The following is a 22,223-nucleotide window of genomic DNA, read 5'->3' on the forward strand; positions in this document are numbered from 1 at the left end:
GCCTCTTCGCAGCACAAGGCTGCTCCTACAGGAATCGCAGTTCGCTGTAGGAGCAGCCTTGTGCTGCGAAGAGGCCGGCACAGGCGAATCAATGAACCACGGCCAACCACGGCAGGTAGGTCACCTTCAGCCCATAACGCTGCTCAAGGGTCCGCAACAGGGCCTCCGGCTCATCGAGGTCGAACACCCCGCTGACCTGCATCGCCGCCAGCTTGCTATCGGACAACACGATCCGCCCATGCCGATAACGCTCAAGCTCCGCCAGCACCTGCCCCAGCGGCTTGCCGTTGAAGATCAGCTTGCCGCGCTGCCAGGCCATCTGCGTGCCGGCATCGGCCGCTACTGCCAGTTCATGTTCGCCAACCTTGGCTTCGCCATGGGCCAATACCACGCGGCCATCGCGACGCACGCTGAAGGTGGCCGCACTCCCCTGCACCCGCTCACCGGCCGTGTCGACCACAAAGGGCCGTGAATCATCGGTGGTCTCGAACAAGGCCTCACCAGATTCCAGCACCACCCGCCGCTCACGGTCGCTGAACACCACGCTCACGGCTGTGGCACTGTTCAGCGTCACCCGCGTGCCATCTGCCAAAGTAATCACCTGTCGCTCACCTACCCCGGTGTGGTAATCCGCCAGCAGCATTGGCGCCTTCTGCCAACCCGCCACACCAACGGCCAACACCAGTGCAGCAGCCACCCCCGCCTGTTTGAGCCAGTTGCGGCAATGGCGCAGGGCCTGGCCGATGTATTTCGCCACCATGCTTTCGGAAACCCCCAGGCGCTGCGCGATCTGTGCCTGGGTCAGGCCGTCCACGCGGTTGAGCAACAGCGCCTGGCGGGCATTGTCGGACAGCTGCAGCAGCGCCTGGTCGAGGATCTGCAAGCGCTCCCGGGCCAGCAAGGCCGCTTCCGGGGCCGGCGCCGGGCAGGCGACCTCACCTGCCCGCTCGCTGTCGTCGTGGCTGGCGGCAATGCGCTGCTCGCGGCGCAAGGCATCGATCGCCAGGTTGCCGGCCACGCGGAAGATGAAACTGCGCGCGTGCAGCACCGGCACCGCCTGCTGGTCGATGTTCACCAGCTTAAGGTAGGTTTCCTGCGCGACATCGGCAGCGCGCTGACGGTCGCTCATGCGCCGTGTCAGGAACTGAAGCAGGTCGTCGTAGTGCTCCTGGAAGCTTGCCAGCAGGCCCGGCGCGGGAGAAGTCAGCATGGGTTCGGGAACAGCCAGTAGGAGAAGTTATCGGGCGTTAATGAGAAACAGTATCTTTCATCTGGGCGGAGACTTTCAACGCCGACGCGTATTTGCCACACTGCCCATTCGCCCACTCTGGCAAGGTCGCACCCCATGGCTGCCCGTCTGCACCGCTACGCCCGCCTGTTCCTGGTCCTGCTGCTGGCCTGCGGCCTGGGGGCCTGTGCGCTGTTCCAGGCACGCGACCCGGTCAATATCAGCGTGATCGGTATCGAGCCGCTGCCCGGGCAGGAGCTGGAACTGCGCATGGCGGTGAAGATGCGGGTACAAAACCCCAACGAGGCGCCGATCGACTACAACGGCATCGCCCTGAACCTGGAAGTGAACGGCCAGCCGCTGGCTGCCGGGGTCAGCGACCAGCAGGGGCACATCGGCCGTTATGGCGAAGCGGTGATAGTGGTGCCGGTGAGCATCACGGCGTTTTCCTTCCTGCGCCAGGCCTATGGGCTGGGCCGGGTGGACTCGTTGCAGGGCCTGCCCTATGTGCTGCGCGGCAAGCTGGCCGGCGGGCTGCTGGGGACCGTGCGCTTTACCGACGAGGGCAAGCTGGACCTGCCCAAGGGCGCCTACTGGTAGGCGCCTGGCGGGGTATGATCAGCGGCTGGCGCTGGCTGCGGCCATCAGCTTGTTGACTTCGCTGCGCACCATGTTGGCGTATTCGGGCGGCGACATGCCATCCAGCTCGGCACGCACCCACTCGGCCCATTTGCCTTTGCGCCGTGGTTTCTCGGCGATCAACCGTGCCGCTTCGCCCTTGGCCTTGCCCAGGTTGTTCTGCCACAGCTCGAACAGCCGGGCCTTCTCTGCCTCGATCTGCGCCCGTTCCTCGAAGCTCATGTTGGCCAGATTGAAACTCATGAAGGTACCTGCAGGTTTGAAAATGGCCGCTATCTTACACCCAGGTACTGCAACAGCCCAAAGCCGCCGCAACTTTCCCGACGCGCCGGCATCCATTGTTCAAGCCACACCATCGACGAGGACGAGTTCATGGCCCGGAAAAACGCCCCGCTGACCGACAGCGATCAGATCAAGGACCAGGTATTCAGCGAACTGCAGGCGCTGATCGAAGAGTCGGAAAAACTGCTGAACGACAGCGCCGCCCTGGTGGGTGACGAGGCGGAAACCCTGCGCGCGCAGGTAAGCCTCAAGCTACGCCAGGCGCGCAATGCCGCCGACAAGGTACGCAGCAAGGCGCAACCTGTGATGGACGCTACCCAGGACTATATCGGTGGCCACCCGTGGCAGACCGTGGCCATTTCCGCTGGCCTCGGGCTGGTAGTCGGCCTGCTGCTGGGCCGCCGTCACTGACGCCTGGGCCGCCTGGTGCGAATCAGGCGGCCTGCGCCATCGGTATACCGCTGTGGAAGCGCAGCTCCTGGTCCGGTGACTGGATCAGCTCCACCTCCGCTGCGCGCACCAGTTCCACCCGGCGGGCAATGTCTGCCTCTTCGCCATAGTTGTGCGCCAGTTTCAGATAACCCTGGTAATGGCGCGCTTCGCTCTTCAGCAGGCCGTGGTAGAAGCGGCCCAGTTCCTCGTCCAGATGCGGTACCAGCGCGGCAAAGCGCTCGCAGCTGCGCGCCTCGATGAACGCCCCCACCACCAGCGTATCCACCAGCTTGACCGGCTCGTGGGCGCGCACCAGCCGCCGCAGCCCCGACGCATATCGCCCCGCCGACACAGGGCGCAGCGGCACGCCACGACGCTTCATCAGGCGCAGCACCTGCTCGTGGTGCACCAGCTCCTCGCGGGCCAGGCGCGACATCATGTTGATCAGGTCGAGGTGGGTGTTGTACTTGGCGATCAGGCTCAGGGCGGTGCTGGCAGCCTTGAACTCGCAGTTCTTGTGGTCGATCAGCAGGGTTTCCTGGTCGGCGAGCGCCGCTTCGATCCAGGCGTCTGGTGTCGGGCAACCAAGAAAGGCGTCGATTTCGGGGATCAGGGACATGAGCGTGCAACCACAAAGAACTGGCAGGGCCGGCGATTATACCGGCGGCGGCGGGCGGCGCCAGTGACTATGCTTGATGTACATCAAGCGCCAGCGGGGGAAGCGCCGACTATAGTCAGGCATTGGTCGCCACCTTTGAAGGGAGTTAACGCCCATGCAAGCCGTCCGCAGCATCCTCGTCGTCCTCGACCCCGAGCACGCCCACAGCCGGGCACTGACCCGGGCCAAGCTGATCGCCGGCGTCACCGGCGCGCGCCTGCACCTGCTGATGTGCGACAAAAGGCATGACCACAGCGCGCTACTGAGCCTGCTGAGCAGCCAGCTGCATGATGACGGGTACGACAGCGTCACCCATGAGGAGGCCTGGCGCGACAACCTGCACGACACCATCATCTACGTGCAGCAGGCCGAGGGCTGCGAGCTGGTGATCAAGGAACACCGCCCGGACAACCCGCTGAAAAAGGCCCTGCTCACCCCCAGCGACTGGAAGCTGCTGCGCCAGTGCCCGTGTGCCGTGCTGATGGTCAAGAGCGAGCGGCCGTGGACCGGCGGCAAGGTCCTGGCCGCGGTGGATGTGGGCAACCAGGACGAGGACCACCGCCGCCTGCATGCCAGCATCATCGACCATGGTTTCGAGATTGCCAAACTGGCCAAGGGCGAGTTGCACGTCATCAGCGCCCATCCGTCGCCGATGCTGTCGGCGTCGGACCCGGTGTACCAGTTGAGCGAGACCATCGAGCAGCGTTACCGCGAGGCGTGCAAGGCATTCCAGGCAGAGTACGACATCGGCGAAGACCGCTTGCATGTGGCCGAAGGGCCGGCGGATGTGCTGATTCCGCATACCGAGAAGGAGCTCGATGCGGTGGTGACGGTGATCGGCACGGTGTGCCGCACGGGGATTTCCGGGGCGTTGATTGGTAATACCTCGGAGGTGGTGCTGGATTCGCTGGAGGGGGATGTGCTGGTGCTCAAGAGCGAGGAGGCAATTGCCCATCTGGCGGAACTGGCCCGCGGCTGAGTTCAATCTGTCAGGGCCCTATCGCCGGCAAGCCAGCTCCCACATCGACCACATTGACCTCAAGTCATGTGCAGTACCTGTGGGAGCTGGCTTGCCGGCGATGGGCTGCGCAGCAGCCCCATTCGACACCAAACGCTAGGCCAACGCTTCCTGCACCTTCGGGTCCAGCCCCTCCCCTGCATTGGCCTCGGCCCATTCCGCCAGTTGCCGGCGCATCGCAGGCGTCCAGAAGCTCTGCAGATGCTGCCGTATACCTTGCACCGCCAGCGCCCGGTCTGGCTCGCTGTCGAAGTAATGGGCAATCTGGTTGGCCATCTTGACCAGATTCTCACTGCTCATCGGCGCACCTCGGTTTTCTCCGCAATACGACGCTCCTTCAACAACCGCCGCTGCTCGTCACTGAAGTCCTGGTAGCGCTTCTGCCACTGCGACGGCTGGAACACTTTCACCACCTCCACCGCCGTCACCTTGTACTCAGGGCAGTTGGTGGCCCAGTCGGAGTTGTCGGTGGTAATCACGTTGGCCCCCGACTCTGGGAAGTGGAAGGTGGTGTACACCACACCCGGCGCCACCCGCGTGCTGACCTTGGCGCGCAGCACCGTCTGCCCGGCGCGGCTGCCGATGCCGACCCAGTCGCCATCCTGGATGCCACGGCTTTCGGCGTCGGTCGGGTGGATTTCCAGGCGGTCGGCGTCATGCCAGGCGACGTTGCCGGTACGCCGGGTCTGGGCGCCGACGTTGTACTGGCTGAGAATGCGCCCGGTGGTCAGCAGCAGCGGGTAGCGGTTGTTGACCTTCTCCTCGGTGGGCACGTAGCCGGTGAGCATGAAGCGCCCCTTGCCACGTACGAACTGGTCGATGTGCATGGTCGGCGTGCCATCCGGCGCTGCGTCGTTGCACGGCCACTGCAGGCTGCCGTGGCGGTCGATCTCGGCGTAGCTGACGCGGTGGAAGGTAGGCGTAAGGCGGGCGATCTCGTCCATGATCTCGGACGGGTGACGGTAGCTCATCGGGTAGCCCAGGGCATTGGCCAGGGCTATGGTCGCCTCCCAGTCGGCCTTTCCGGCCAACGGCTCCATGACCTTGCGCACCCGCGAAATACGCCGCTCGGCATTGGTGAAGGTACCGTCCTTCTCCAGGAACGAGCTGCCCGGCAGGAACACATGGGCGAACTTGGCTGTTTCGTTGAGGAAGATGTCCTGCACCACCACGCACTCCATGGCCAGCAGGGCCGCAGTGACGTGCTGGGTGTTGGGGTCGCTCTGGGCAATGTCCTCGCCCTGGCAGTAAAGGGCCTTGAAACTGCCGTCCAGCGCAGCCTCGAACATGTTGGGGATGCGCAGGCCCGGGTCAGGCTGCAGGGTCACGCCCCAGGCCTGCTCGAACTCGGCGCGCACAACTTCGTTGGAAATGTGCCGGTAGCCGGGCAGTTCGTGGGGGAACGAGCCCATGTCGCACGAGCCTTGCACGTTGTTCTGCCCGCGCAGCGGGTTCACCCCTACCCCTTCACGGCCGATGTTGCCGGTGGCCATGGCCAGGTTGGCGATGCCCATCACCGCGGTGCTGCCCTGGCTGTGTTCGGTCACGCCCAGGCCGTAGTAGATCGCCGCGTTGCCGCCGGTGGCGTACAGCCGGGCGGCGGCGCGGATCTGCTCGGCAGGCACGCCGCAGACCGGGCCAAGCACTTCGGGGGCGTTTTCCGCCAGGCTGACGAAGTCGCGCCAGCGGGCGAAATCTTCGGTTTCACAGCGGGCATCGATGAAGCGCTGGGCCAGCAGGCCTTCGGTGACGATCACGTGGGCCAGGGCGTTGAGCATGGCCACGTTGGTACCGGGGCGCAGTTGCAGGTGCAGCTCGGCGCGGGCGTGCGGCGAGTCGACCAGGTCGATGCGCCGTGGGTCGATCACGATCAGCCGCGCGCCCTGGCGCAGGCGGCGCTTGAGCTGCGAGCCGAATACCGGGTGGGCGTCGGTGGGGTTGGCGCCGATCACCAGCACCACGTCGGCCTGCATCACCGAGTCGAAGCTTTGTGTACCGGCCGACTCACCCAGGGTCTGCTTCAGGCCATAGCCGGTGGGCGAATGGCATACCCGCGCGCAGGTGTCGACGTTGTTGTTGCCGAACGCCGTGCGCACCAGTTTCTGCACCAGGTAGGCTTCTTCGTTGGTGCAGCGGCTGGAGGTGATGCCGCCGATGGAATCGCGACCGTACTTCAGTTGGATGCGGCGGAACTCGCTGGCGGCGTAGGTCACCGCTTCGTCCCAGCTGACTTCCTGCCATGGGTCTTCCAGGCGCTTGCGGATCATCGGCTTGGTGATGCGGTCCGGGTGGGTGGCGTAACCCCAGGCGAAGCGGCCCTTGACGCAGGCGTGGCCGTGGTTGGCGCCGCCGTTCTTGTCCGGGACCATGCGCACCAGCTGGTCGCCCTTCATTTCGGCGCGGAACGAGCAGCCGACGCCGCAATAGGCGCAGGTGGTGATGACCGCACGCTCGGGTTGGCCCAGCTGTACCAGGCTCTTTTCGGTCAGGGTCGCGGTCGGGCAGGCCTGCACGCAGGCGCCGCAAGACACGCACTCGGAGGCGAGGAAGTTTTCACCACCCGCCGCCGCCACCCGCGATTCGAAACCGCGCCCGGTGATGGTCAGGGCGAAGGTGCCCTGGATGTCCTCGCAGGCACGCACGCAGCGGCTGCAGACGATGCACTTGCTCGGCTCGTAGTCGAAATACGGGTTGGATACGTCCTTTTTCTCGGCCAGGTGGTTGGCGCCGTCGTAGCCATAGCGCACCTCGCGCAGGCCCACCTGGCCGGCCACGGTCTGCAGCTCGCAGTTGCCGTTGGCCGAACAGGTCAGGCAGTCCAGCGGGTGGTCGGAGATGTACAGCTCCATCACATTGCGGCGCAGGCCTGCCAGGCGCGGGGTTTCGGTGTGCACCACCATGCCTTCGCTGACCGGGGTGGTGCAGGAGGCCGGGTAACCGCGCATGCCTTCGATTTCCACCATGCACATGCGGCACGAGCCAAAGGCTTCGAGGCTGTCGGTGGCACACAGTTTGGGGATGCTGGTGCCGAGCATGGCCGCGGCACGCATCACCGAAGTACCGGCGGGCACAGTGATGGCGCGGCCATCGATGCTCAGGCTGACCTGTACCTCGCTGTCACGGGCCGGGGTGCCGAGGTCGCTGCTTTTATCAGAAGCGGGGTCGAAGAAATTGATCACTGCGCGGCCTCCGTGTGGGTCAGCCCGAAATCGGCGGGGAAGTACTTCAGCGCGCTGGCCACCGGATAGGCGGTCATGCCGCCCATGGCGCACAGCGAGCCGTATTGCATGGTGTCGCACAGGTCGCGCAGCAACAGGGCCTGGTCATGCCGTTCGGTCATGTCGCTGGTGGCGATCAGCCGGTCGACCACTTCCATGCCCCGGGTCGAGCCGATGCGGCACGGGGTGCATTTGCCACAGGACTCCTCGGCGCAGAACTGCAAGGCGAAGCGCGCCATGCTGGCCATGTTCAGGGTGTCGTCGGCCACTACCACACCACCATGGCCGAGCATCGCGCCCATGGCGGCAAAGGCTTCGTAGTCCAGCGGCGTATCGAAGTGGCTGGGCGGTACCCAGGCACCGAGCGGGCCACCAACCTGCGCGGCCTTCAACGGCCGGCCGCTGGCCGTGCCGCCGCCATAGCCTTCCACCAGCTCGCGCAAGGTCAGGCCAAAGGCGCGTTCCACCAGGCCGCCCTGACGGATGTTGCCGGCCAGCTGGAACGGCATGGTGCCCAGCGAGCGGCCCATGCCGAAGTCGCGATAGAACGCCGCGCCCTTGGCCATGATGACGGGTACCGAGGCCAGGGTGAGTACGTTGTGCACCAGCGTCGGCAGGCCGAACAGGCCCTGCAGCGCGGGTAGCGGAGGCTTGGCGCGAACGATACCGCGCTTGCCTTCGATGGATTCGAGCAGCGCGGTTTCTTCGCCGCAGATATAGGCGCCGGCGCCGACCCGCACTTCCAGGTCGAAGGCCTGGCCGCTGCCGGCCACGTCGCTGCCGAGATAGCCGGCGTCACGGGCGATGGCGAAGGCCTGGTCGAGCACGCGGATGGCGTCGGGGTATTCCGAGCGCACATAGATGTAGCCCTTGTCGGCACCCACGGCGAGGCCGGCAATGATCATGCCTTCGATCAGCAGGAACGGGTCGCCTTCCATCAGCATGCGGTCGGCGAAGGTACCGGAGTCACCCTCGTCGGCGTTGCACACCACGTACTTCTGCCCGGCCCCGGCGTCACGCACGGTGCGCCACTTGATGCCGGCCGGGAACGCCGCACCGCCGCGGCCGCGCAGGCCGGAATCGAGCACGGCGGCGACCACCTCGGCACCATCCAGGGCCACGGCCGCTTCAAGGCCGGCGAAACCGCCATGGGCACGGTAGTCGTCCAGCGACAACGGGCGGGTGATGCCGGCGCGGGCGAACAACAGGCGCTGCTGGGTCTTGAGGTAAGGGATGTCCTCGACCGGCCCCAGGGCCAGCGAGTGGCCACCAGGTTCACCGGGCTCACCGGTAAAGGCGTCGAGCAAGGACGGCACGTCTTCCGGGGTGACCGGGCCGAAACCCAGGCGCCCTTGCGCGCTGTCGCACTCCAGCAGCGGCTCCAGCCAATACAGCCCGCGGGAGCTGGTGCGCTGGATATCCAGCGGCAGCTGGCGGCGCTCGGCCTCACACTGCAACGCATCGGCAACCTGGTCGGCGCCCACGGCACGGGCTACCGAATCGCAGGGGATATACAGCTTCAGCATGCTGCGTCCTCCTGGCAAGCGTTGACCAGCGCGCGCAGGCGCTCAGGGGTAAGGCGCGCATGCACCTGGCCGTCCAGTTCCAGCGCTGGCGAGCAGGCACAGGCGCCCAGGCAGTACACCGGGCGCAGGCTGATGGCGCCGTCGGCGCTGGTGCCGTGGTCGTCCAGCGCCAGTTGTTCGCGCAGTTGCGCGGCCAGCGCCTCGGCGCCCCGGCTCTGGCACGACTCGGCGCGGCACAGGCGCAGGGTGTGGCGCGCCGGTGGCGTGGTACGGAAATCGTGGTAGAAGCTGATAACCCCACGCACCTCGGCCAGGCTGAGGTTCAGGGCATGGGCAATTTCGGCGACAGCGGCATCGGGGATGTAGCCGATGTCGTGCTGGATGGCATGCAGGATCGGCAACAGCGCGCCGGGGGTATCCTTGTCACGGGCCAGAATGCGGTGGATCACAGGCAGGTGGAGCAATTCATCAGGCATACAGCGGACCTCGGCATCACGGACCCTGCCTGAATTGTTGTGAGGGCAGGTATCCGGCGTGTTCTGCTGCGGCGCGCCGGCCACGTCACGGTTGCGTGGTGCCAGCGGCCTCCTTGCCTGCGGCCGCACGTCTGCGCGCGCTGGTCCGAGGCATCCTGCAAGCATGGCACTTGTGGCGCCGGGGGGTTGCGTGCGAACGACCAGGCGCATCCTGAAACCGACGCGGGTTGTTTTCCATGCTTATGCTGGCTGCTCTTGCAGGAGACGGCCCACCCCTTTGGGCTGCGCTGCCGCGCAGAGAACAACGATCGCTCGCCTGGCCCATGAGGCACGCTTACTGGACCGGCTCGGCCTCCAATGACGCAGGCTTGAAGCCCAGGCTTCGCATCAGATCACGTGCCGCCTCGAAGAACATGAGCTTGAGGCTTTCGGCATATTCCTCCGTCAAACGGCTTGCTGGTCCTGAAATGACAAGAGCTCCCATCAGTTCCTGCTGCGCGCCGTAGATGGGCAGCGCCATTGAAGCGGCATGCGGGTCGGTGGCTCCCTTCGAGTAGTAGGGTTTTTGCAATGCAATACCGATATGATACGGCGCGCGCAACGCCTGAGCCCCCGCCGCTTCATCCATCGGCCGCATGTCGCCGGGTTGAAGATTGAGGCGAAGTCGATGGGAAGAGTTAACACGGTACTGGCACATCCGATATGCACCGTGGCGCACATAGAAGGAGGCGGTCTCACCCGACTTTTCAGCCAAATCGTGCAAACGTGGCATCACATGCCTTTCGAGGTCCAGTGCCTCTTGATAGACCGTGTTCAAGCGCATGACTTCACTGGCTAGCTGATAACGCCCGTCAGCCATGCGCGTGATGAAGCCATGGTTTTCCAGGGACACCATCAAGCGCATGATCGTGCTTTTGATGAGGCCGGTACGTTCAACCAGCTGAACCAGGCTCAGCGCAGAGTCGCCTATCTGAAACGCGGTCAGCACGGTCAAAACACGGTCTGCCGATGCCACACCATTTACCGCTGGACGCGGCCGCGCTTTCACCATTTGCAAAACCTCACAGGATCGAAGCCCTCGATTGTACGCAAGGGCGGAAAAACCTCATTATCCGACAACGGTCGGCCACCGCCAACGTAGCATGCGCTGTGCGTGCAAGATAAAAAAAGCCAGCAGGGCAATATATCTGCGCCTGCTGGCTAGAGGTTGATCGCTATCGTATGGGGCAAATATTCGCAGACCTGGCAATCAGCGAACCTTACAGCCGATGCGGCCCTGTTCGCTGCGCTGGCCGATGCTCAGAACAGCGGCAGGGTGTAGTTGATGATCAGGCGGTTCTGGTCACCATTGCGTGCTGCCTCGCTGTGCGATTTGCCGTTGCGCCAGGCCACGCCAAGCCCTTTGAACGTGCCGCCCTGGATCACGTAGTCCAGCGAGAAGTCTCGCTCCCACTCCGACTGTTCGGCGCCTGCGGCTGCCTGGATGTGGTCGCCTTTCAAATAGATCACCGAAGCCTTCAGCCCAGGTATGCCGTTGGCAGCAAAGTCATAGCCGTACTGGGCAAACCCGGTACGCTCACCAGCGCGCGTGAAGCTGAGCAGCATCTTGTCCGTCCACAGATACAGGCTGCTGCCACCAGCCCCCTTGTCGATCGAACCCTGGTTGATCTGCACGAAGTTGCTATCGTCGGAAACACGCTGATAACCCAGGGTCAGCGAGTGGCCCCGCAAACGATAGGTGAACGCCGCACTCCACAGGTCGTTGTCGATTTCCCCGTCGCTACCTTTGGTGTATCCACCAACGGTATAGCCCTGGCTACGCCCTGAGCTACTGCCGTTGGCACCGTCCGCACGGGTGCGGAAATAGCGCAGGTCAGTGGTCAACGAGCTGTCATCGGTCAACGCCAGGGTGTGATTGAGGCCGGTGAACTGCTGCAGATAGTAGTCTTCGAGTTGCCCGGCGTAATACTGCAGCAGCAGCGTTTTGGTGGCGCGGTAGTCGGCACCGACAAAGTTGAAACGGTCACTCTCCTGAGTGCCGCCGTTTACGGCCATGCCGGTAAGGTCGGTCGAAGCCCGGCCCCTGGCGCGGTTCAGCGCCCCGCCGATGAGCGTGAGGCTATCGATGTCACTGGACTGCAATTGCACGCCCTGGAAGGTTTGCGGCAGCAACCGGCCATCAGAGGCCACCAGTATCGGCAACCTGGGCATCAGCTGCCCCACGCGCAGCTCGGTCTGGCTCATCTTCATCTTGGCGGTGGCACCGGCGCTGCTCCAGCGGTCAGCTGCGCCATCGCCATCGGAAGGAATCATGCTACCGCCCTGATGCCGCCCTCTGCCGCTGTCCAGCGTAAGGCCCAGCATGGCCGTGGCGTCCACGCCGAAACCAACCACACCGTCGGTATAACCGGAGCGCAGGTCGAGCAGAAAGCCTTGCGCCCACTCCTCGGTTCTGGAGGGCTGCGCCGTGCCGTCGCGGTTATCGCTGTTGAAGTAGAAATTGCGCATCGACAAGTTCGCGTGGCTGTCACCGATCAGGTCGGCCTGGGCAGACAAGCCTATGACGCTGCCGCCTGCTGCCAAGGCAATGCGGCAGATGGAAGGTAGGGATTTCAAGCAAGAGACTCCAAAGGATCGTTGTTATTATTTTGAAACGGCATTTCTTTATATTGAGGCAGATTATCGCAATCTCGTCAACAGGCCACGATGAACAACCATAAAATCAGGAATCACCGCAAAAAACAGCTTCACCCTTCGTCCGGTTTTGTTTTATTTTGCAACGCCATTGCATTAAATACATCAATCGGACGCCCAGGCGTCCCCCGGCCCTACAGGAGCGCCCATGAGCTTCTTTGCTGCCCCGCCGACCGTGGAGACCACGGTATTCACCCGCCTGCCCGACCGCTTCCGCGACCCGCGCCCGACTGCCTGGGCCAATGCCAACCGCCAGGGCCGTGCCATCGACTCGTTCCTCGAAGGCCCATCATTCGATCGTCAAGGCCGGCTTTACGTGACCGACATTCCCAACGGGCGAATTTTCCGCATCTCGCCGCAGGGCGAATGGGAACTGGTGTGTCAGTACGATGGCTGGCCGAACGGCCTGAAGATTCACCAGGACGGACGCATCTTCATTACCGACTACAAGCGCGGGATCATGCTGCTCGACCCAGACACCGGTGCTATCGAAGCACTGCTGGACTCAGCTGGTTCGGAAGGCTTCAAAGGCGTCAACGACCTGGTGTTTGCACCCAACGGTGACCTGTATTTCACAGACCAAGGCCAGACCGGGCTGCAGGATGCCAGCGGTCGCGTGTACAAGCTCGACGCCAGCGGCAACCTGACTTGCCTGCTTGGCACCATCCCCAGCCCCAATGGCATCGTCTACGACCCGCACCTCAATCATCTGCTGGTAGCCGTGACACGCGCGCAACAGATCTGGCGCATCCCGCTGGGCAACGGCTCGATCATCGGCAAGGTGGGCGTTTTCGCCCAGTTGCATGGCGGCCTGGGCGGGCCCGACGGCCTGGCCCTCGATGCGCAGAGCAACCTGTACATCGCCCATACCGGTTTCGGCTCGGTATGGAAGCTGTCGAAAGTCGCTGAGCCATTGCAGCGCATCGTCTCCTGCACAGGCATCAGCAACACCAACCTGGCCTTCGGCGGCAATGACGGGCAAACCCTGTACATCACCGAATCCGAAACCGGCAGCATTCTGCAGGTGCGCACCACTGCGCCTGGGCTGCCAATGTATTCCCACAGCTGAACCAGCCCCCTGTCAGGGCACACAACAATTACAAAAGAGTGACGACATGACCCACGAAACCCCCGCTGCCCAGGCGCCGCTCAGCGACGCCGAGGGCGAACGCCTGATGCGCCGCGTGCTGTGGCGCCTGGTGCCGTTCATCTTCATCTGCTACGTGATCAGCTACCTCGACCGCACCAATGTCGGCTTCGCCGCCATCAGCATGAACCAGGACCTGGGCCTTACCGCGACGATGTTCGGCTGGGCGGCCGGCCTGTTCTTCTTCGGCTACTTCATGTTCGAGATCCCCAGCAACCTGCTAATGCAGCGCTTTGGCGCACGGGTGTGGATTGCGCGAATCATGATCACCTGGGGGCTGATCTCCATGGCCACCGCGTTCGCCACCGGGCCAATCAGTTTCAGCATTGCGCGCTTTTTGCTTGGGCTTGCCGAAGCGGGCTTCACGCCTGGCGTATACCTGTACTTCACCTACTGGTTCCCCGGCAAATGGCGGGCGAAAGCCACTGCCGCCTTCCTGCTGGGCATTCCTGCGGCCAACATCGTCGGCTCGCCCCTGTCCGGCTGGCTGATGGAACAGCACGGCGTCCTGGGCCTGAAGAACTGGCAACTGCTGTTGGTCACCGAGTCGATGCCGGCCGTGCTGCTTGGCATCGCTTGCCTCTTCGTGCTGGTCGACACCCCGGCCAAGGCAAAATGGCTCAACCCGCGAGAGAAAGCCTGGCTTGACCAGCGCCTGTCCCAAGAACAACAGGCCATCGGTGCATCTCATGGCAATACGCTGCGCGCAGCCTTGACCAACCCCAAGGTGTTCACCCTGGCGGCCATCAACTTTTGCTGCATCGTCGGCTCGATTGGCATAGGCATGTGGCTGCCACAGATCATCAAAGGCCTGGGCATCGATAGCGGCGTGGTTGGCCTGGTGGTCGCCCTGCCCTACCTGCTCGGGGCACTGGCGATGACGATGTGGGCACGGCTGGCCAACCGTAGCCGTCACCGCCTGCCCTATGTGGTCAGTGCATTGGCCTTGGCCGCCGTGGCCCTGGTGGCCGCCGCCCTGCTTGACCAGCCGGTGTTGAAGATCGCCAGCCTGTGCGTGGCGGTGGCGAGCATCCTGTCATTCCAGGCCACGTTCTGGGCGATACCTTCGACCTTCCTGACCGGTCGCGCCGCCGCTGGCGGCCTGGCGATGATCGTCTCGATCGGCAACCTGGGCGGCTTCACAGGCCCGTTCCTGATCGGCCTGATCAAGGACGCCACTCATAGCTTCAGCATGCCGTTCTTTGCCGTTGCATCGATCCTGCTGGTCGGCACCTGCCTGATGCTTTGGCTGGGCGACCCCGCCAAGCAGCAGACGCCTCACGGCCAAGGCCAGACAATCTGACCGCTCAGCTGCGACGACGCATACCGTATTGACCCAACAGCCCGATCACCAGGAACCCTCCGGCGACCCCCAAGGTCGCCGGCGCTCCCCAGCGGGCCGCGATCAGCCCCGCCGCCATGCCGCCCAAAGCTTCGAAGCCGAAGCGCATGGCAATATAGAAAGCGATCACCCGGCCACGCAAATGGCTGGGTGCGCCACTTTGCAGCTGCATGTTGGTACTGACATTGCTCAGGGTGATGCCGAAACCCAGAACGCCCAGCGCCAGCAACGCCAGTGGCAGCGCACCCGCCATCCACAAACCGATCAGCGCAACCGCGCATAGCAGTGCTCCAGCATCGGTGAACTGCCGCAGGCGAGGCAATGCACCGCCAACCGCCAGCACCAGCGTGGCCACGAACGCGCCCGCGCCTGCCGCCCCCCACAACCATCCAAGCACTCGCGCATCGCCAGCGAACACGGCCCTGGCCAGGATCGGCAGCAGTGCCGCGTAGCAGGATGCCAACAAGTTGACCATGATCACGTTGACCAGCAACTGGCGAACGTTGCGCGTTTGCCACAGATACAACAACCCTTCGCGAAACACTTGCGCGGTTGAGCCACTGGCCTTTGGGCCGGCAGTACCGCGCACTTTCAGCAAGCCACCCAGCAAGGCCATGAAAGCCACGGCAGTAAGGGCGAAGCAGGCCGCCTCGCCGGCCAGGGCAATGAGCCCACCGGCCAATGGCGGGCCGACGAACCGTGCGGCATTGATCAACATGGCATTGAGCACCAACGCGTTCGGCAGGTCGGCCGGGTCGTCGACAAAACTGCCGATCAGCGCTTGGCGCAGAGGGGTTTCCAAGGCATTGAGCAAGCCAAGCAGCAATGCCATGGCAGCAATGAACGGACCATCGATCCAGTTGCGCCAGGTTGCAAGCGCCAGCACGAGCGACTGCGCGATCAGGATAAGCTGCACGATGATCAGCAACCGGCGCTTGTCATGCCGATCGATCCACGCTCCTGCCAACGGGCCGATGAGCAATTGCGGCGCGAGCGAAAGGAAGGTGATCAGCCCCAGCAGTACGGCAGAACCGGTCAGATGATAGGCCAGCCAGGCCAATGCAACCTGCTGAACCCACTTGCCCAGAGTGGAAACACCCTGGCCTGCGAAATAGATCTGAAAGTTGCGATGAGCGAGCGCCCGCACGGCGGCGGGCCAACGTTTGCGATGCGGTGACGATGAATCGGACAAGTCTGCGAATCCTCAATAGAACCCGCGACCGACACCGACCCAACAGCCGCTGCACACCCCATCGCAAGGTGCGCAGCGCATGCTGGATCAGCCTGGCAGCAGGCAGCCTTTCTTCTTCAAGGACTCCAGGACCCAGGAACGGTCGTTGGTGCCTTGGGCAATGTGTTCCATCTGTGCGGTTTCGGCAGTGTGCTTGGCGGTAGCGCGAGCATAGACCTCGGCGACGTGGTCGTAAGGCACGCACAGCAGGCCATCGTCATCACCGATCACCAGGTCGCCTGGCTCGATCACCATACCATCAATGGCAATCGGCACGTTGATCTCGCCCGGGCCGTCCTTGTATGGGCCACGGTGCGAAACGCCAGCAGCGAACAACGGGAAGTCACCCGCACCGATGTTGGCTGCATCGCGAATGGCGCCGTTGATGACGATACCGGCCAAGCCACGCTTGACCGCGTAGGCCACCATCATTTCACCGATCAGGGCGTTGGTCAGATCGCCACCGGCATCGACCACGATCACATCGCCCGGCTGAGCGATATCGATCGCGTAATGCAGCATGAGGTTGTCACCTGGGCGCGCCTTGACTGTCAAGGCCGGGCCACACAGCACACCTTCGCGATGCATGGGGCGCAGGCGGGCACCACCTGCAGTCATCCGGTTCATCGAATCGCTGACGTTGGCAACCGGAACCTCACGATAACGTGCAACCCACTCATCACCGACTTTACGTGCGCGCTCAAGCACTTGGAAGCCAATGCTCATGTGACATACCTCTCTTGGTGTTATTCGATGTCATCGGCCGCTGCCGAATCTGTTTTTTAGAATGTCATTTCATTAAAGTCGTGGCAATTGATTTTTGTCGGCTATTTTTGCTTGCTATCGACGAGCATCTTAATTTTCTTGCAACAGCGTTTCATTATGATAGGGTTTATCCCATTGCCGCAGATGAGCGGCAGACTGCGCCCGAACCGCTCCCAGACAAGAACAAGGTATCCACGATGTCCCGTACCATTCTGCTGACCGGCCCTGAGCTTGCCGCCGAGGCCATGAACCTTGCCGCCGAACAGGGCGTCAGAGTCGTCCCCACTACGCCCTACCTGCCCGCCGAAGAACTGGAAGCGATCATTCGCGCTGAACAGCCCGATGCCATCGTGGTCCGCCAGGGCAAACTGACCCGCGCCATGATCGACGCTTCAGCCAACCTGAAAGTGATCGCCAAGCACGGCGTGGGCTACAACACCATCGATCTCCAGGCCGCCGCCGACCGCAGCATCCCGGTATCGATCGCCCTGGGCGCCAATGCCCAGTCGGTGGCCGAGCTGGCCTTCGCCCTTATGTTCAGCGTGGCACGTCAAACCGCACTGCTGGATGCGCGCATGCGTGACGGGCACTGGGACAAATCCTCGGCCAACGGCATGGAGCTGTCGGGCAAAACCCTGGGGCTTATCGGTCTGGGCTCGATCGGCAGCATCCTCATGGACCTGGTGGCGCCACTGCGCATGAAGGTCAAGGTGTTCGACCCCTACCTCAAGCAACTGCCGGAGCGCCCGCACGTCGAACGCGAAGAGGATTTCGATCGCCTGCTGGCTGAAAGCGATATCATCAGCCTGCACTGCCCGCTGACCGAGACCAACCACAACCTGATTGGCGCTGCCCAGCTCGAGCGCATGCGCCCAGGCGCCATCCTGATCAACACTGCCCGTGGTGAGCTGATCGACACCAACGCCCTGGTAAAAGCGCTCAGCGAACGCCGCATCGCCGGTGCCGGCCTGGATACCTTCAGCCCCGAGCCGCCGCCTGCCGACAGCCCGCTGTGGGGCCTGCCGACACTGGTCGCCACGCCGCATGTCGGTGCCAACACCACCGAGGCCCGCGAACGGGTAGGCCTGGTAGCGCTAAAGCAGGTTCTCGATGTGTGGGCGGGCAATGCTCTGGACCCGCGTTGCGTGGTCAACCGCCACCTCTTCGCCAGCTGATCGCACCCCTCGCGTGCCTCTCGTGAGCGGGGCACGTTCACACGCGTCACTCCAGAAAAAAAACAATTGGAGAGCACCATGACTTCAGCAACATCGCTGCCGGATGAACTCGAACGCAGCACCATGCGCCGTATCGCCTGGCGACTGCTGCCCTTTCTGATCGTCTGCTACCTGATCGCGATCATCGATCGCGGCAATATCGGCATGGCTTCCCTGCAGATGAACGAGGACCTGCAGCTCACGGCCAAGGTGTTCGGCTTCGCCAGCAGCCTGTTCTTCTTTGCCTACTTCCTGGTCGAAGTGCCCAGCAACCTGGCCATGCAACGCTACGGGGCACGCATCTGGATAGCCCGCATCATGATCACCTGGGGCCTGATCTCGGCAGGCACGGCGTTCGTTCAGGGTGCCAATTCACTGTACGTGATGCGCTTTCTGCTGGGTGCTGCCGAGGCCGGTTTCTTCCCGGGCGTGCTGCTGTACCTCACCTACTGGCTGCCGTCTGCCTACCGCGCGCGCATGGTGGCGCTGTTCATGGTGGCGATCCCTGCCGCCAACTTCATTGGTTCGCCACTGTCGGGCCTGCTGCTGAACCTGGATGGCTGGATGGGCATGCGTGGCTGGCATTGGCTGTTCATTCTCGAAGGCATTCCAGCCGTACTGCTGGGCATCGCCTGCCTGTTCGTGCTTACCGACCGCCCCGAGCAGGCCAAGTGGCTGAGTGACGAGCAACGCGGCTGGCTCACCAAGCGCCTGGCTGATGAAGCCTCGAAAAAGACCGCCATCGGCCACATTTCGCTGTGGAAGCTGCTGCGCCACAAAGACATCTGGGTGCTGGCCCTGATCTACTCGGGCGCTTCTGCCGCTGGCAGCACCATGAGCGTGTGGGCCCCGCAGTTGCTGAAAACCTTTGGCCTCAGCGCCATGGAAATCGGCCTGGTGAACGCCATCCCTTACGGCATCGCCTCGGTGCTGATGATCATCTGGGGCCGCAGTTCCGACCGTACCGGCGAGCGTCGCTGGCACACCGCAATGACCATGCTGCTGATTGCAGCAGGCCTGCTGATGACCTTGTTCACCTCGTCCCTGCCGGCAACGGTAGTGATGCTGACAATGGTCCTGGTGGGCGCCTACTCGATGAAAGGGCCGTTCTGGGCGCTGGTGTCGGGTTGGCTGTCTTCCTCGACTGCTGCTGCAGGGCTGGCAGCCGTGGGCGCCATGGCCAACCTGATTGGCGGAGGCATCATGGTCAATGCCTATGGCGCCATTCACGATGCCACCGGCAGCTACTCCCTGGCGCTGATGCCGTTGGCCGCGCTGTGCACCGTGGCCGGGCTCGCGGTACTGGTGATTGGCCGCAAGCGCCAGCGCGAGCAAGCTGAGGCAGCCAGCGCTCTCAGCGCGAAATAAGCCGCGCAAGCCGTACTTCGATGCCCGCTTTCCTGCCTCAGGAACGTGGGCATCGTCATTTCACAACAACAAAAAACGAGGAATATCCATGACGTTGTCTCGTCGTCAACTCTTGCAGGCCACCGGTGCACTGGGTGCTGTCGCCTCCATGGGCGCCATGGCCGACGTGCCCTTCAGCAAGGGCGATGCGCACCCGCGCCTGACGCCGCCCGCAGGCAGCATCGACTGCCACATGCACCTCTACGACAGCCGTATCCCGGCCGCACCCGGAGCTACCCTGCTGCCGGCGGATGCCTCGCTGGAGGATTACCGCAAACTGCAGCAGCGCCTGGGCATCCGCCGCATGGTCATCGTCACGCCATCGACCTACGGCACCGATAACCAGGTGATGCTCGATGGCTTGTTGCGCAGCCGCGGCGATGCCCGGGGTGTGGCGGTTGTGTCCAATGCGATTACCGACGCAAAGCTTGCCGAACTGCACCAGGCAGGAGTGCGTGGTATCCGCTTCAACCTGAGCGTTGGCAGCCAGGTGCTCGATGGGCTAGAAAGCCTGGCCGCGCGGGTCGGCGAACTGGGCTGGAACGTACAGGTCGCTCCCGGGCCGCTGCTGCCCGAGGTTGCCCCGCGCTTGCGGGCCTTGCCAGGCAAGATCGTTATCGACCACATGGGCCATGTACCACAGCCAGAAGCGCTGAAGTCGCCGGCTTTCGCCGCACTGGTGCGGCTGCTGGACACCGACCGGGCATGGATCAAGCTGTCGGCACCTTATCTTCGCTCGAAAATCGGAGCACCGCTGTTCGAGGACGTCGGCCGAGTCGCCAGTGCACTGATCAGCCATCGCCCTGATCGCATGCTATGGGGTAGCGACTGGCCGCACCCGACGCTTGCCGCCGAGCAGAAACCCGACGATGCGCTGATCCTTGACCTGCTGATGAGCTGGGCTCCAAAGGAGCAAACCCAGACCCTGATCTTGCGCGACAACCCCGCCCAGCTTTACGACTTCTAATCACCTGCCAAACCGAAACGTCGCCCGCATCGGCCGAATGACGAAACTACTCAGATCTATCGCGATGAACATGCCCTGCAGGCGTCGTAACGGCCTGGATCAATACTCGCGTTAAAGCTATACCCAAAGGGTTCCGAGTGACGATGAACCATCCGCCCTGTTAGCAACTGGGGGAACTTAGCGGTGTCGAATCAGCTGGTCATACGCAACATGACCCGTCCCGAACTGGACGAGCTCGTCGATTGGGCTGCCCGTGAGGGTTGGAATCCCGGCGTTCACGATGCCGATTTGTTCTGGGCCACGGACCCTGCCGCCTTCATCGCGGCGTCCCGGGGCGGCGAATTGATCGGTGGCGGTGCCATCACTTCCTACAACGGCGAATTCGGTTTCATGGGCTTTTTCATCGTCCGGCCTGAGTATCGCGGTCAAGGCCTGGGCGATACCCTCTGGCACGCACGCCGCGAGCGACTCCTCGCCCGCCTGCGCCCAGGCGCTAGCATTGGCATGGACGGCGTGTTCGCGATGCAGGACTACTACGCCAAGGGTGGGTTCGTCTTCTCCCATCGCAACATGCGTTTTCGTGCCAAGGCCACCGAACGCCCGGCGCCTTCGCAGGTAGACAACCAGGACATCGTTCCGTTGGCCACCTTCCCGTTCGATGAGGTGGTCGATTACGACCGCACCTGCTTCCCTGCCCCGCGCGCAGCCTTCCTGAGCGGGTGGATAGCCCAGGCCGATGCACTTGCCGTGGGTTGCCGCCGCGAGGGCAGGCTTAGCGGCTATGGCGTGGCAAGGCGCTGCCGGGAAGGCTACAAGATCGGCCCCTTGTTCGCCGATGACGCCCTGGCAGCCAATGCCCTCTACGCACGCCTGGCAGAATTTGCGCAAGGTTGCCCGCTGTTTCTGGATGCCCCCGAGAATAACCCCGCCGCGATGGCGCTTGTGCGCCAACAGGGCATGATCGAGGTTTTCGGCTGCGCACGCATGTATCTGGGCCCTCCTCCGGCGATCGCACACGAACGTGTGTTCGCCGTCACGACCTTCGAGCTGGGCTGATGTCCGCTCGCAACCTGATCGGTTATGGCGGCAACCCACCCCACCCGCGATGGCCCGGTGGGGCGCGCGTCGCGGTCCAGTTCGTACTCAACATCGAAGAGGGTGCGGAGTCATGCATGCTCAATGGCGACGCACAGTCGGAGGCCTGGCTCCATGAGCTACCCGGCCGCCCGCCGCGTGTGGGGGAACCGGACCTGAGCGTCGAGGGCATGTACGAATACGGATCGCGCGCAGGTGTGTGGCGCATTCTGGAGCTGTTCGGCGCCAGGGGCCTGCTGCTGACCGCCTTTGCCGTTGGCCGAGCACTGGAACTGACCCCGGCGATTGGCCATGCGCTTTGCGCTGCCGGGCATGAGATTGCCGGGCATGGCTACCGTTGGCTGGACTATCGCGACATGCCTGAAGACCAGGAGCGGCGCCATATCCGCCTCACCATCGAGGTGATCGAGCAGATCTGCGGTAAACGCCCCGTAGGTTGGTATACAGGCAGGGTCAGCCAGAACACCCGCCGCCTGTTGCGTGAGGAAGGTGGGTTTCTCTATAGCTCGGATGCCTACAACGATGATCTGCCCTACTGGCTCCCAGGCTCGCCCGCCCACCTGGTGATTCCGTACACACTGGTCAACAACGACGCCCGCTATCTGCTGCCCAATGGCTTCGCCTGCGGTGAAGACTTCTTCCGGTTGCTGAAGGATGCTTTCGACCTGTTGTGGCAGGAGGGCGCGCACCACCCGAAGATGATGAGCGTGGGCCTGCATGGGCGGATCAGTGGCCATCCTGGTCGTGCGATGGCGCTGGCGCGCTTTCTCGATTACGTGCAGGGCCACGACGGGGTGTGGGTCTGCCGGCGCGAAGAGATTGCCAGGCACTGGATAGCCCAGTTCCCCGCCTGAGCGGTCAGTCGTTCGCAACAAACACGGGAT

Annotated in this window: 21 protein-coding genes; 10 read left to right on the plus strand and 11 right to left on the minus strand. The window is 63.4% G+C overall.

Annotation, left to right across the window (positions count from 1 at the left end; all coding sequences use genetic code 11):
- Positions 1-88: 88 nt before the first annotated feature.
- Entirely contained in the window at positions 89-1,210 is a 1,122-nt protein-coding gene (locus ACLCGK_RS17325; protein WP_102084066.1) for a sigma-70 family RNA polymerase sigma factor, read from the minus strand.
- A gap of 135 nt (positions 1,211-1,345) precedes the next feature.
- Between ACLCGK_RS17325 and ACLCGK_RS17330 the strand changes: the two genes are divergently transcribed.
- Positions 1,346-1,828 carry an LEA type 2 family protein gene (locus tag ACLCGK_RS17330; protein ID WP_015269631.1) on the plus strand — a complete coding sequence of 161 codons (483 nt, stop codon included), beginning with the start codon at positions 1,346-1,348 and terminating at the stop codon, positions 1,826-1,828.
- An 18-nt stretch (positions 1,829-1,846) separates the two neighbouring features.
- Here the strand turns inward: ACLCGK_RS17330 and ACLCGK_RS17335 are convergent, their stop codons facing one another.
- Positions 1,847-2,110: a hypothetical protein gene (locus ACLCGK_RS17335; protein WP_003256287.1), complete on the minus strand. Its 264-nt coding sequence runs from the start codon at positions 2,108-2,110 to the stop codon at positions 1,847-1,849.
- A 129-nt stretch (positions 2,111-2,239) separates the two neighbouring features.
- Between ACLCGK_RS17335 and ACLCGK_RS17340 the strand changes: the two genes are divergently transcribed.
- Positions 2,240-2,560: a YqjD family protein gene (locus ACLCGK_RS17340; protein ID WP_003256286.1), complete on the plus strand. Its 321-nt coding sequence runs from the start codon at positions 2,240-2,242 to the stop codon at positions 2,558-2,560.
- A gap of 22 nt (positions 2,561-2,582) precedes the next feature.
- Here the strand turns inward: ACLCGK_RS17340 and ACLCGK_RS17345 are convergent, their stop codons facing one another.
- Positions 2,583-3,200 (minus strand): tRNA-(ms[2]io[6]A)-hydroxylase, encoded by a 618-nt coding sequence (locus ACLCGK_RS17345; protein WP_015269630.1) that lies wholly within the window; start codon positions 3,198-3,200, stop codon positions 2,583-2,585.
- A 154-nt stretch (positions 3,201-3,354) separates the two neighbouring features.
- Between ACLCGK_RS17345 and ACLCGK_RS17350 the strand changes: the two genes are divergently transcribed.
- The gene (locus ACLCGK_RS17350; protein WP_410952535.1) at positions 3,355-4,218 is read left to right on the plus strand and encodes a universal stress protein; all 864 of its coding nucleotides are present in this window, start codon (positions 3,355-3,357) and stop codon (positions 4,216-4,218) included.
- A gap of 135 nt (positions 4,219-4,353) precedes the next feature.
- Here ACLCGK_RS17350 and ACLCGK_RS17355 read toward each other — a convergent pair whose 3' ends face one another.
- The 6 genes from ACLCGK_RS17355 to ACLCGK_RS17380 form a co-directional block, all read right to left on the minus strand.
- Positions 4,354-4,557 (minus strand): formate dehydrogenase subunit delta, encoded by a 204-nt coding sequence (locus ACLCGK_RS17355; RefSeq protein ID WP_013971803.1) that lies wholly within the window; start codon positions 4,555-4,557, stop codon positions 4,354-4,356.
- Positions 4,554-7,436, minus strand: a complete 2,883-nt coding sequence (gene fdhF, locus ACLCGK_RS17360; RefSeq protein WP_054572332.1) for a formate dehydrogenase subunit alpha — start codon at positions 7,434-7,436, stop codon at positions 4,554-4,556. Before fdhF ends, ACLCGK_RS17355 begins: the two co-directional genes overlap by 4 nt.
- Positions 7,433-9,001, minus strand: a complete 1,569-nt coding sequence (locus tag ACLCGK_RS17365; RefSeq protein WP_410952536.1) for a formate dehydrogenase beta subunit — start codon at positions 8,999-9,001, stop codon at positions 7,433-7,435. Before ACLCGK_RS17365 ends, fdhF begins: the two co-directional genes overlap by 4 nt.
- Positions 8,995-9,477, minus strand: a complete 483-nt coding sequence (locus tag ACLCGK_RS17370) for a formate dehydrogenase subunit gamma (protein WP_054572333.1) — start codon at positions 9,475-9,477, stop codon at positions 8,995-8,997. The genes ACLCGK_RS17365 and ACLCGK_RS17370 overlap by 7 nt, the downstream gene beginning before the upstream one ends.
- Before the next feature lie 334 nt (positions 9,478-9,811).
- Positions 9,812-10,528, minus strand: coding sequence for an IclR family transcriptional regulator (locus ACLCGK_RS17375; protein WP_123084557.1), 717 nt, complete (start codon positions 10,526-10,528; stop codon positions 9,812-9,814).
- A 248-nt stretch (positions 10,529-10,776) separates the two neighbouring features.
- Complete coding sequence (locus ACLCGK_RS17380; protein WP_410952537.1) at positions 10,777-12,093, minus strand: OprD family porin; 1,317 nt, start codon at positions 12,091-12,093, stop codon at positions 10,777-10,779.
- Positions 12,094-12,319: 226 nt separating this feature from the next.
- Here ACLCGK_RS17380 and ACLCGK_RS17385 point away from each other — a divergent pair, with 226 nt between their 5' ends.
- Together ACLCGK_RS17385 and ACLCGK_RS17390 are read left to right on the plus strand one after the other, a co-directional pair.
- A complete protein-coding gene (locus ACLCGK_RS17385) occupies positions 12,320-13,240 on the plus strand; it encodes an SMP-30/gluconolactonase/LRE family protein (protein WP_410952538.1) in 921 nt (306 codons plus the stop codon).
- A gap of 46 nt (positions 13,241-13,286) precedes the next feature.
- A complete protein-coding gene (locus tag ACLCGK_RS17390) occupies positions 13,287-14,621 on the plus strand; it encodes an MFS transporter (RefSeq protein WP_013971796.1) in 1,335 nt (444 codons plus the stop codon).
- A 4-nt stretch (positions 14,622-14,625) separates the two neighbouring features.
- Here the strand turns inward: ACLCGK_RS17390 and ACLCGK_RS17395 are convergent, their stop codons facing one another.
- On the minus strand, positions 14,626-15,852 hold the full coding sequence (locus ACLCGK_RS17395) for an MFS transporter (protein ID WP_410952539.1): 1,227 nt from the start codon (positions 15,850-15,852) through the stop codon (positions 14,626-14,628).
- An 87-nt stretch (positions 15,853-15,939) separates the two neighbouring features.
- On the minus strand, positions 15,940-16,617 hold the full coding sequence (locus ACLCGK_RS17400) for an RraA family protein (RefSeq protein WP_013971794.1): 678 nt from the start codon (positions 16,615-16,617) through the stop codon (positions 15,940-15,942).
- Positions 16,618-16,853: 236 nt separating this feature from the next.
- Between ACLCGK_RS17400 and ACLCGK_RS17405 the strand changes: the two genes are divergently transcribed.
- The 5 genes from ACLCGK_RS17405 to ACLCGK_RS17425 all read left to right on the plus strand — a co-directional run bounded on the left by ACLCGK_RS17405 (position 16,854) and on the right by ACLCGK_RS17425 (position 22,193).
- A complete protein-coding gene (locus tag ACLCGK_RS17405) occupies positions 16,854-17,831 on the plus strand; it encodes a hydroxyacid dehydrogenase (RefSeq protein WP_024086593.1) in 978 nt (325 codons plus the stop codon).
- A 78-nt stretch (positions 17,832-17,909) separates the two neighbouring features.
- Positions 17,910-19,238: an MFS transporter gene (locus tag ACLCGK_RS17410; RefSeq protein WP_013971792.1), complete on the plus strand. Its 1,329-nt coding sequence runs from the start codon at positions 17,910-17,912 to the stop codon at positions 19,236-19,238.
- Between the two features lie 88 nt (positions 19,239-19,326).
- Positions 19,327-20,244 (plus strand): amidohydrolase family protein, encoded by a 918-nt coding sequence (locus ACLCGK_RS17415; RefSeq protein WP_410952540.1) that lies wholly within the window; start codon positions 19,327-19,329, stop codon positions 20,242-20,244.
- Positions 20,245-20,427: 183 nt separating this feature from the next.
- Positions 20,428-21,300 carry a GNAT family N-acetyltransferase gene (locus ACLCGK_RS17420; RefSeq protein WP_410952541.1) on the plus strand — a complete coding sequence of 291 codons (873 nt, stop codon included), beginning with the start codon at positions 20,428-20,430 and terminating at the stop codon, positions 21,298-21,300.
- Positions 21,300-22,193 carry a polysaccharide deacetylase family protein gene (locus ACLCGK_RS17425; RefSeq protein ID WP_410952542.1) on the plus strand — a complete coding sequence of 298 codons (894 nt, stop codon included), beginning with the start codon at positions 21,300-21,302 and terminating at the stop codon, positions 22,191-22,193. The genes ACLCGK_RS17420 and ACLCGK_RS17425 overlap by 1 nt, the downstream gene beginning before the upstream one ends.
- Positions 22,194-22,223 lie beyond the last annotated feature (30 nt).

The sequence above is a fragment of the Pseudomonas sp. S1(2024) genome (assembly GCF_046557535.1).

Coding starts and splice junctions, on each gene's coding strand:
- ACLCGK_RS17425 (WP_410952542.1), top strand. CDS start 21,300: ATGTCCGCTCGCAACCTGATCGGTTATGGCGGCAACCCACCCCACCCG.
- ACLCGK_RS17340 (WP_003256286.1), top strand. CDS start 2,240: ATGGCCCGGAAAAACGCCCCGCTGACCGACAGCGATCAGATCAAGGAC.
- ACLCGK_RS17385 (WP_410952538.1), top strand. CDS start 12,320: ATGAGCTTCTTTGCTGCCCCGCCGACCGTGGAGACCACGGTATTCACC.
- ACLCGK_RS17390 (WP_013971796.1), top strand. CDS start 13,287: ATGACCCACGAAACCCCCGCTGCCCAGGCGCCGCTCAGCGACGCCGAG.
- ACLCGK_RS17405 (WP_024086593.1), top strand. CDS start 16,854: ATGTCCCGTACCATTCTGCTGACCGGCCCTGAGCTTGCCGCCGAGGCC.
- ACLCGK_RS17365 (WP_410952536.1), bottom strand. CDS start 9,001: ATGCTGAAGCTGTATATCCCCTGCGATTCGGTAGCCCGTGCCGTGGGC.
- ACLCGK_RS17330 (WP_015269631.1), top strand. CDS start 1,346: ATGGCTGCCCGTCTGCACCGCTACGCCCGCCTGTTCCTGGTCCTGCTG.
- ACLCGK_RS17410 (WP_013971792.1), top strand. CDS start 17,910: ATGACTTCAGCAACATCGCTGCCGGATGAACTCGAACGCAGCACCATG.
- ACLCGK_RS17345 (WP_015269630.1), bottom strand. CDS start 3,200: ATGTCCCTGATCCCCGAAATCGACGCCTTTCTTGGTTGCCCGACACCA.
- ACLCGK_RS17375 (WP_123084557.1), bottom strand. CDS start 10,528: ATGGTGAAAGCGCGGCCGCGTCCAGCGGTAAATGGTGTGGCATCGGCA.
- ACLCGK_RS17355 (WP_013971803.1), bottom strand. CDS start 4,557: ATGAGCAGTGAGAATCTGGTCAAGATGGCCAACCAGATTGCCCATTAC.
- ACLCGK_RS17400 (WP_013971794.1), bottom strand. CDS start 16,617: ATGAGCATTGGCTTCCAAGTGCTTGAGCGCGCACGTAAAGTCGGTGAT.
- ACLCGK_RS17350 (WP_410952535.1), top strand. CDS start 3,355: ATGCAAGCCGTCCGCAGCATCCTCGTCGTCCTCGACCCCGAGCACGCC.
- ACLCGK_RS17370 (WP_054572333.1), bottom strand. CDS start 9,477: ATGCCTGATGAATTGCTCCACCTGCCTGTGATCCACCGCATTCTGGCC.
- ACLCGK_RS17415 (WP_410952540.1), top strand. CDS start 19,327: ATGACGTTGTCTCGTCGTCAACTCTTGCAGGCCACCGGTGCACTGGGT.
- ACLCGK_RS17335 (WP_003256287.1), bottom strand. CDS start 2,110: ATGAGTTTCAATCTGGCCAACATGAGCTTCGAGGAACGGGCGCAGATC.
- ACLCGK_RS17325 (WP_102084066.1), bottom strand. CDS start 1,210: ATGCTGACTTCTCCCGCGCCGGGCCTGCTGGCAAGCTTCCAGGAGCAC.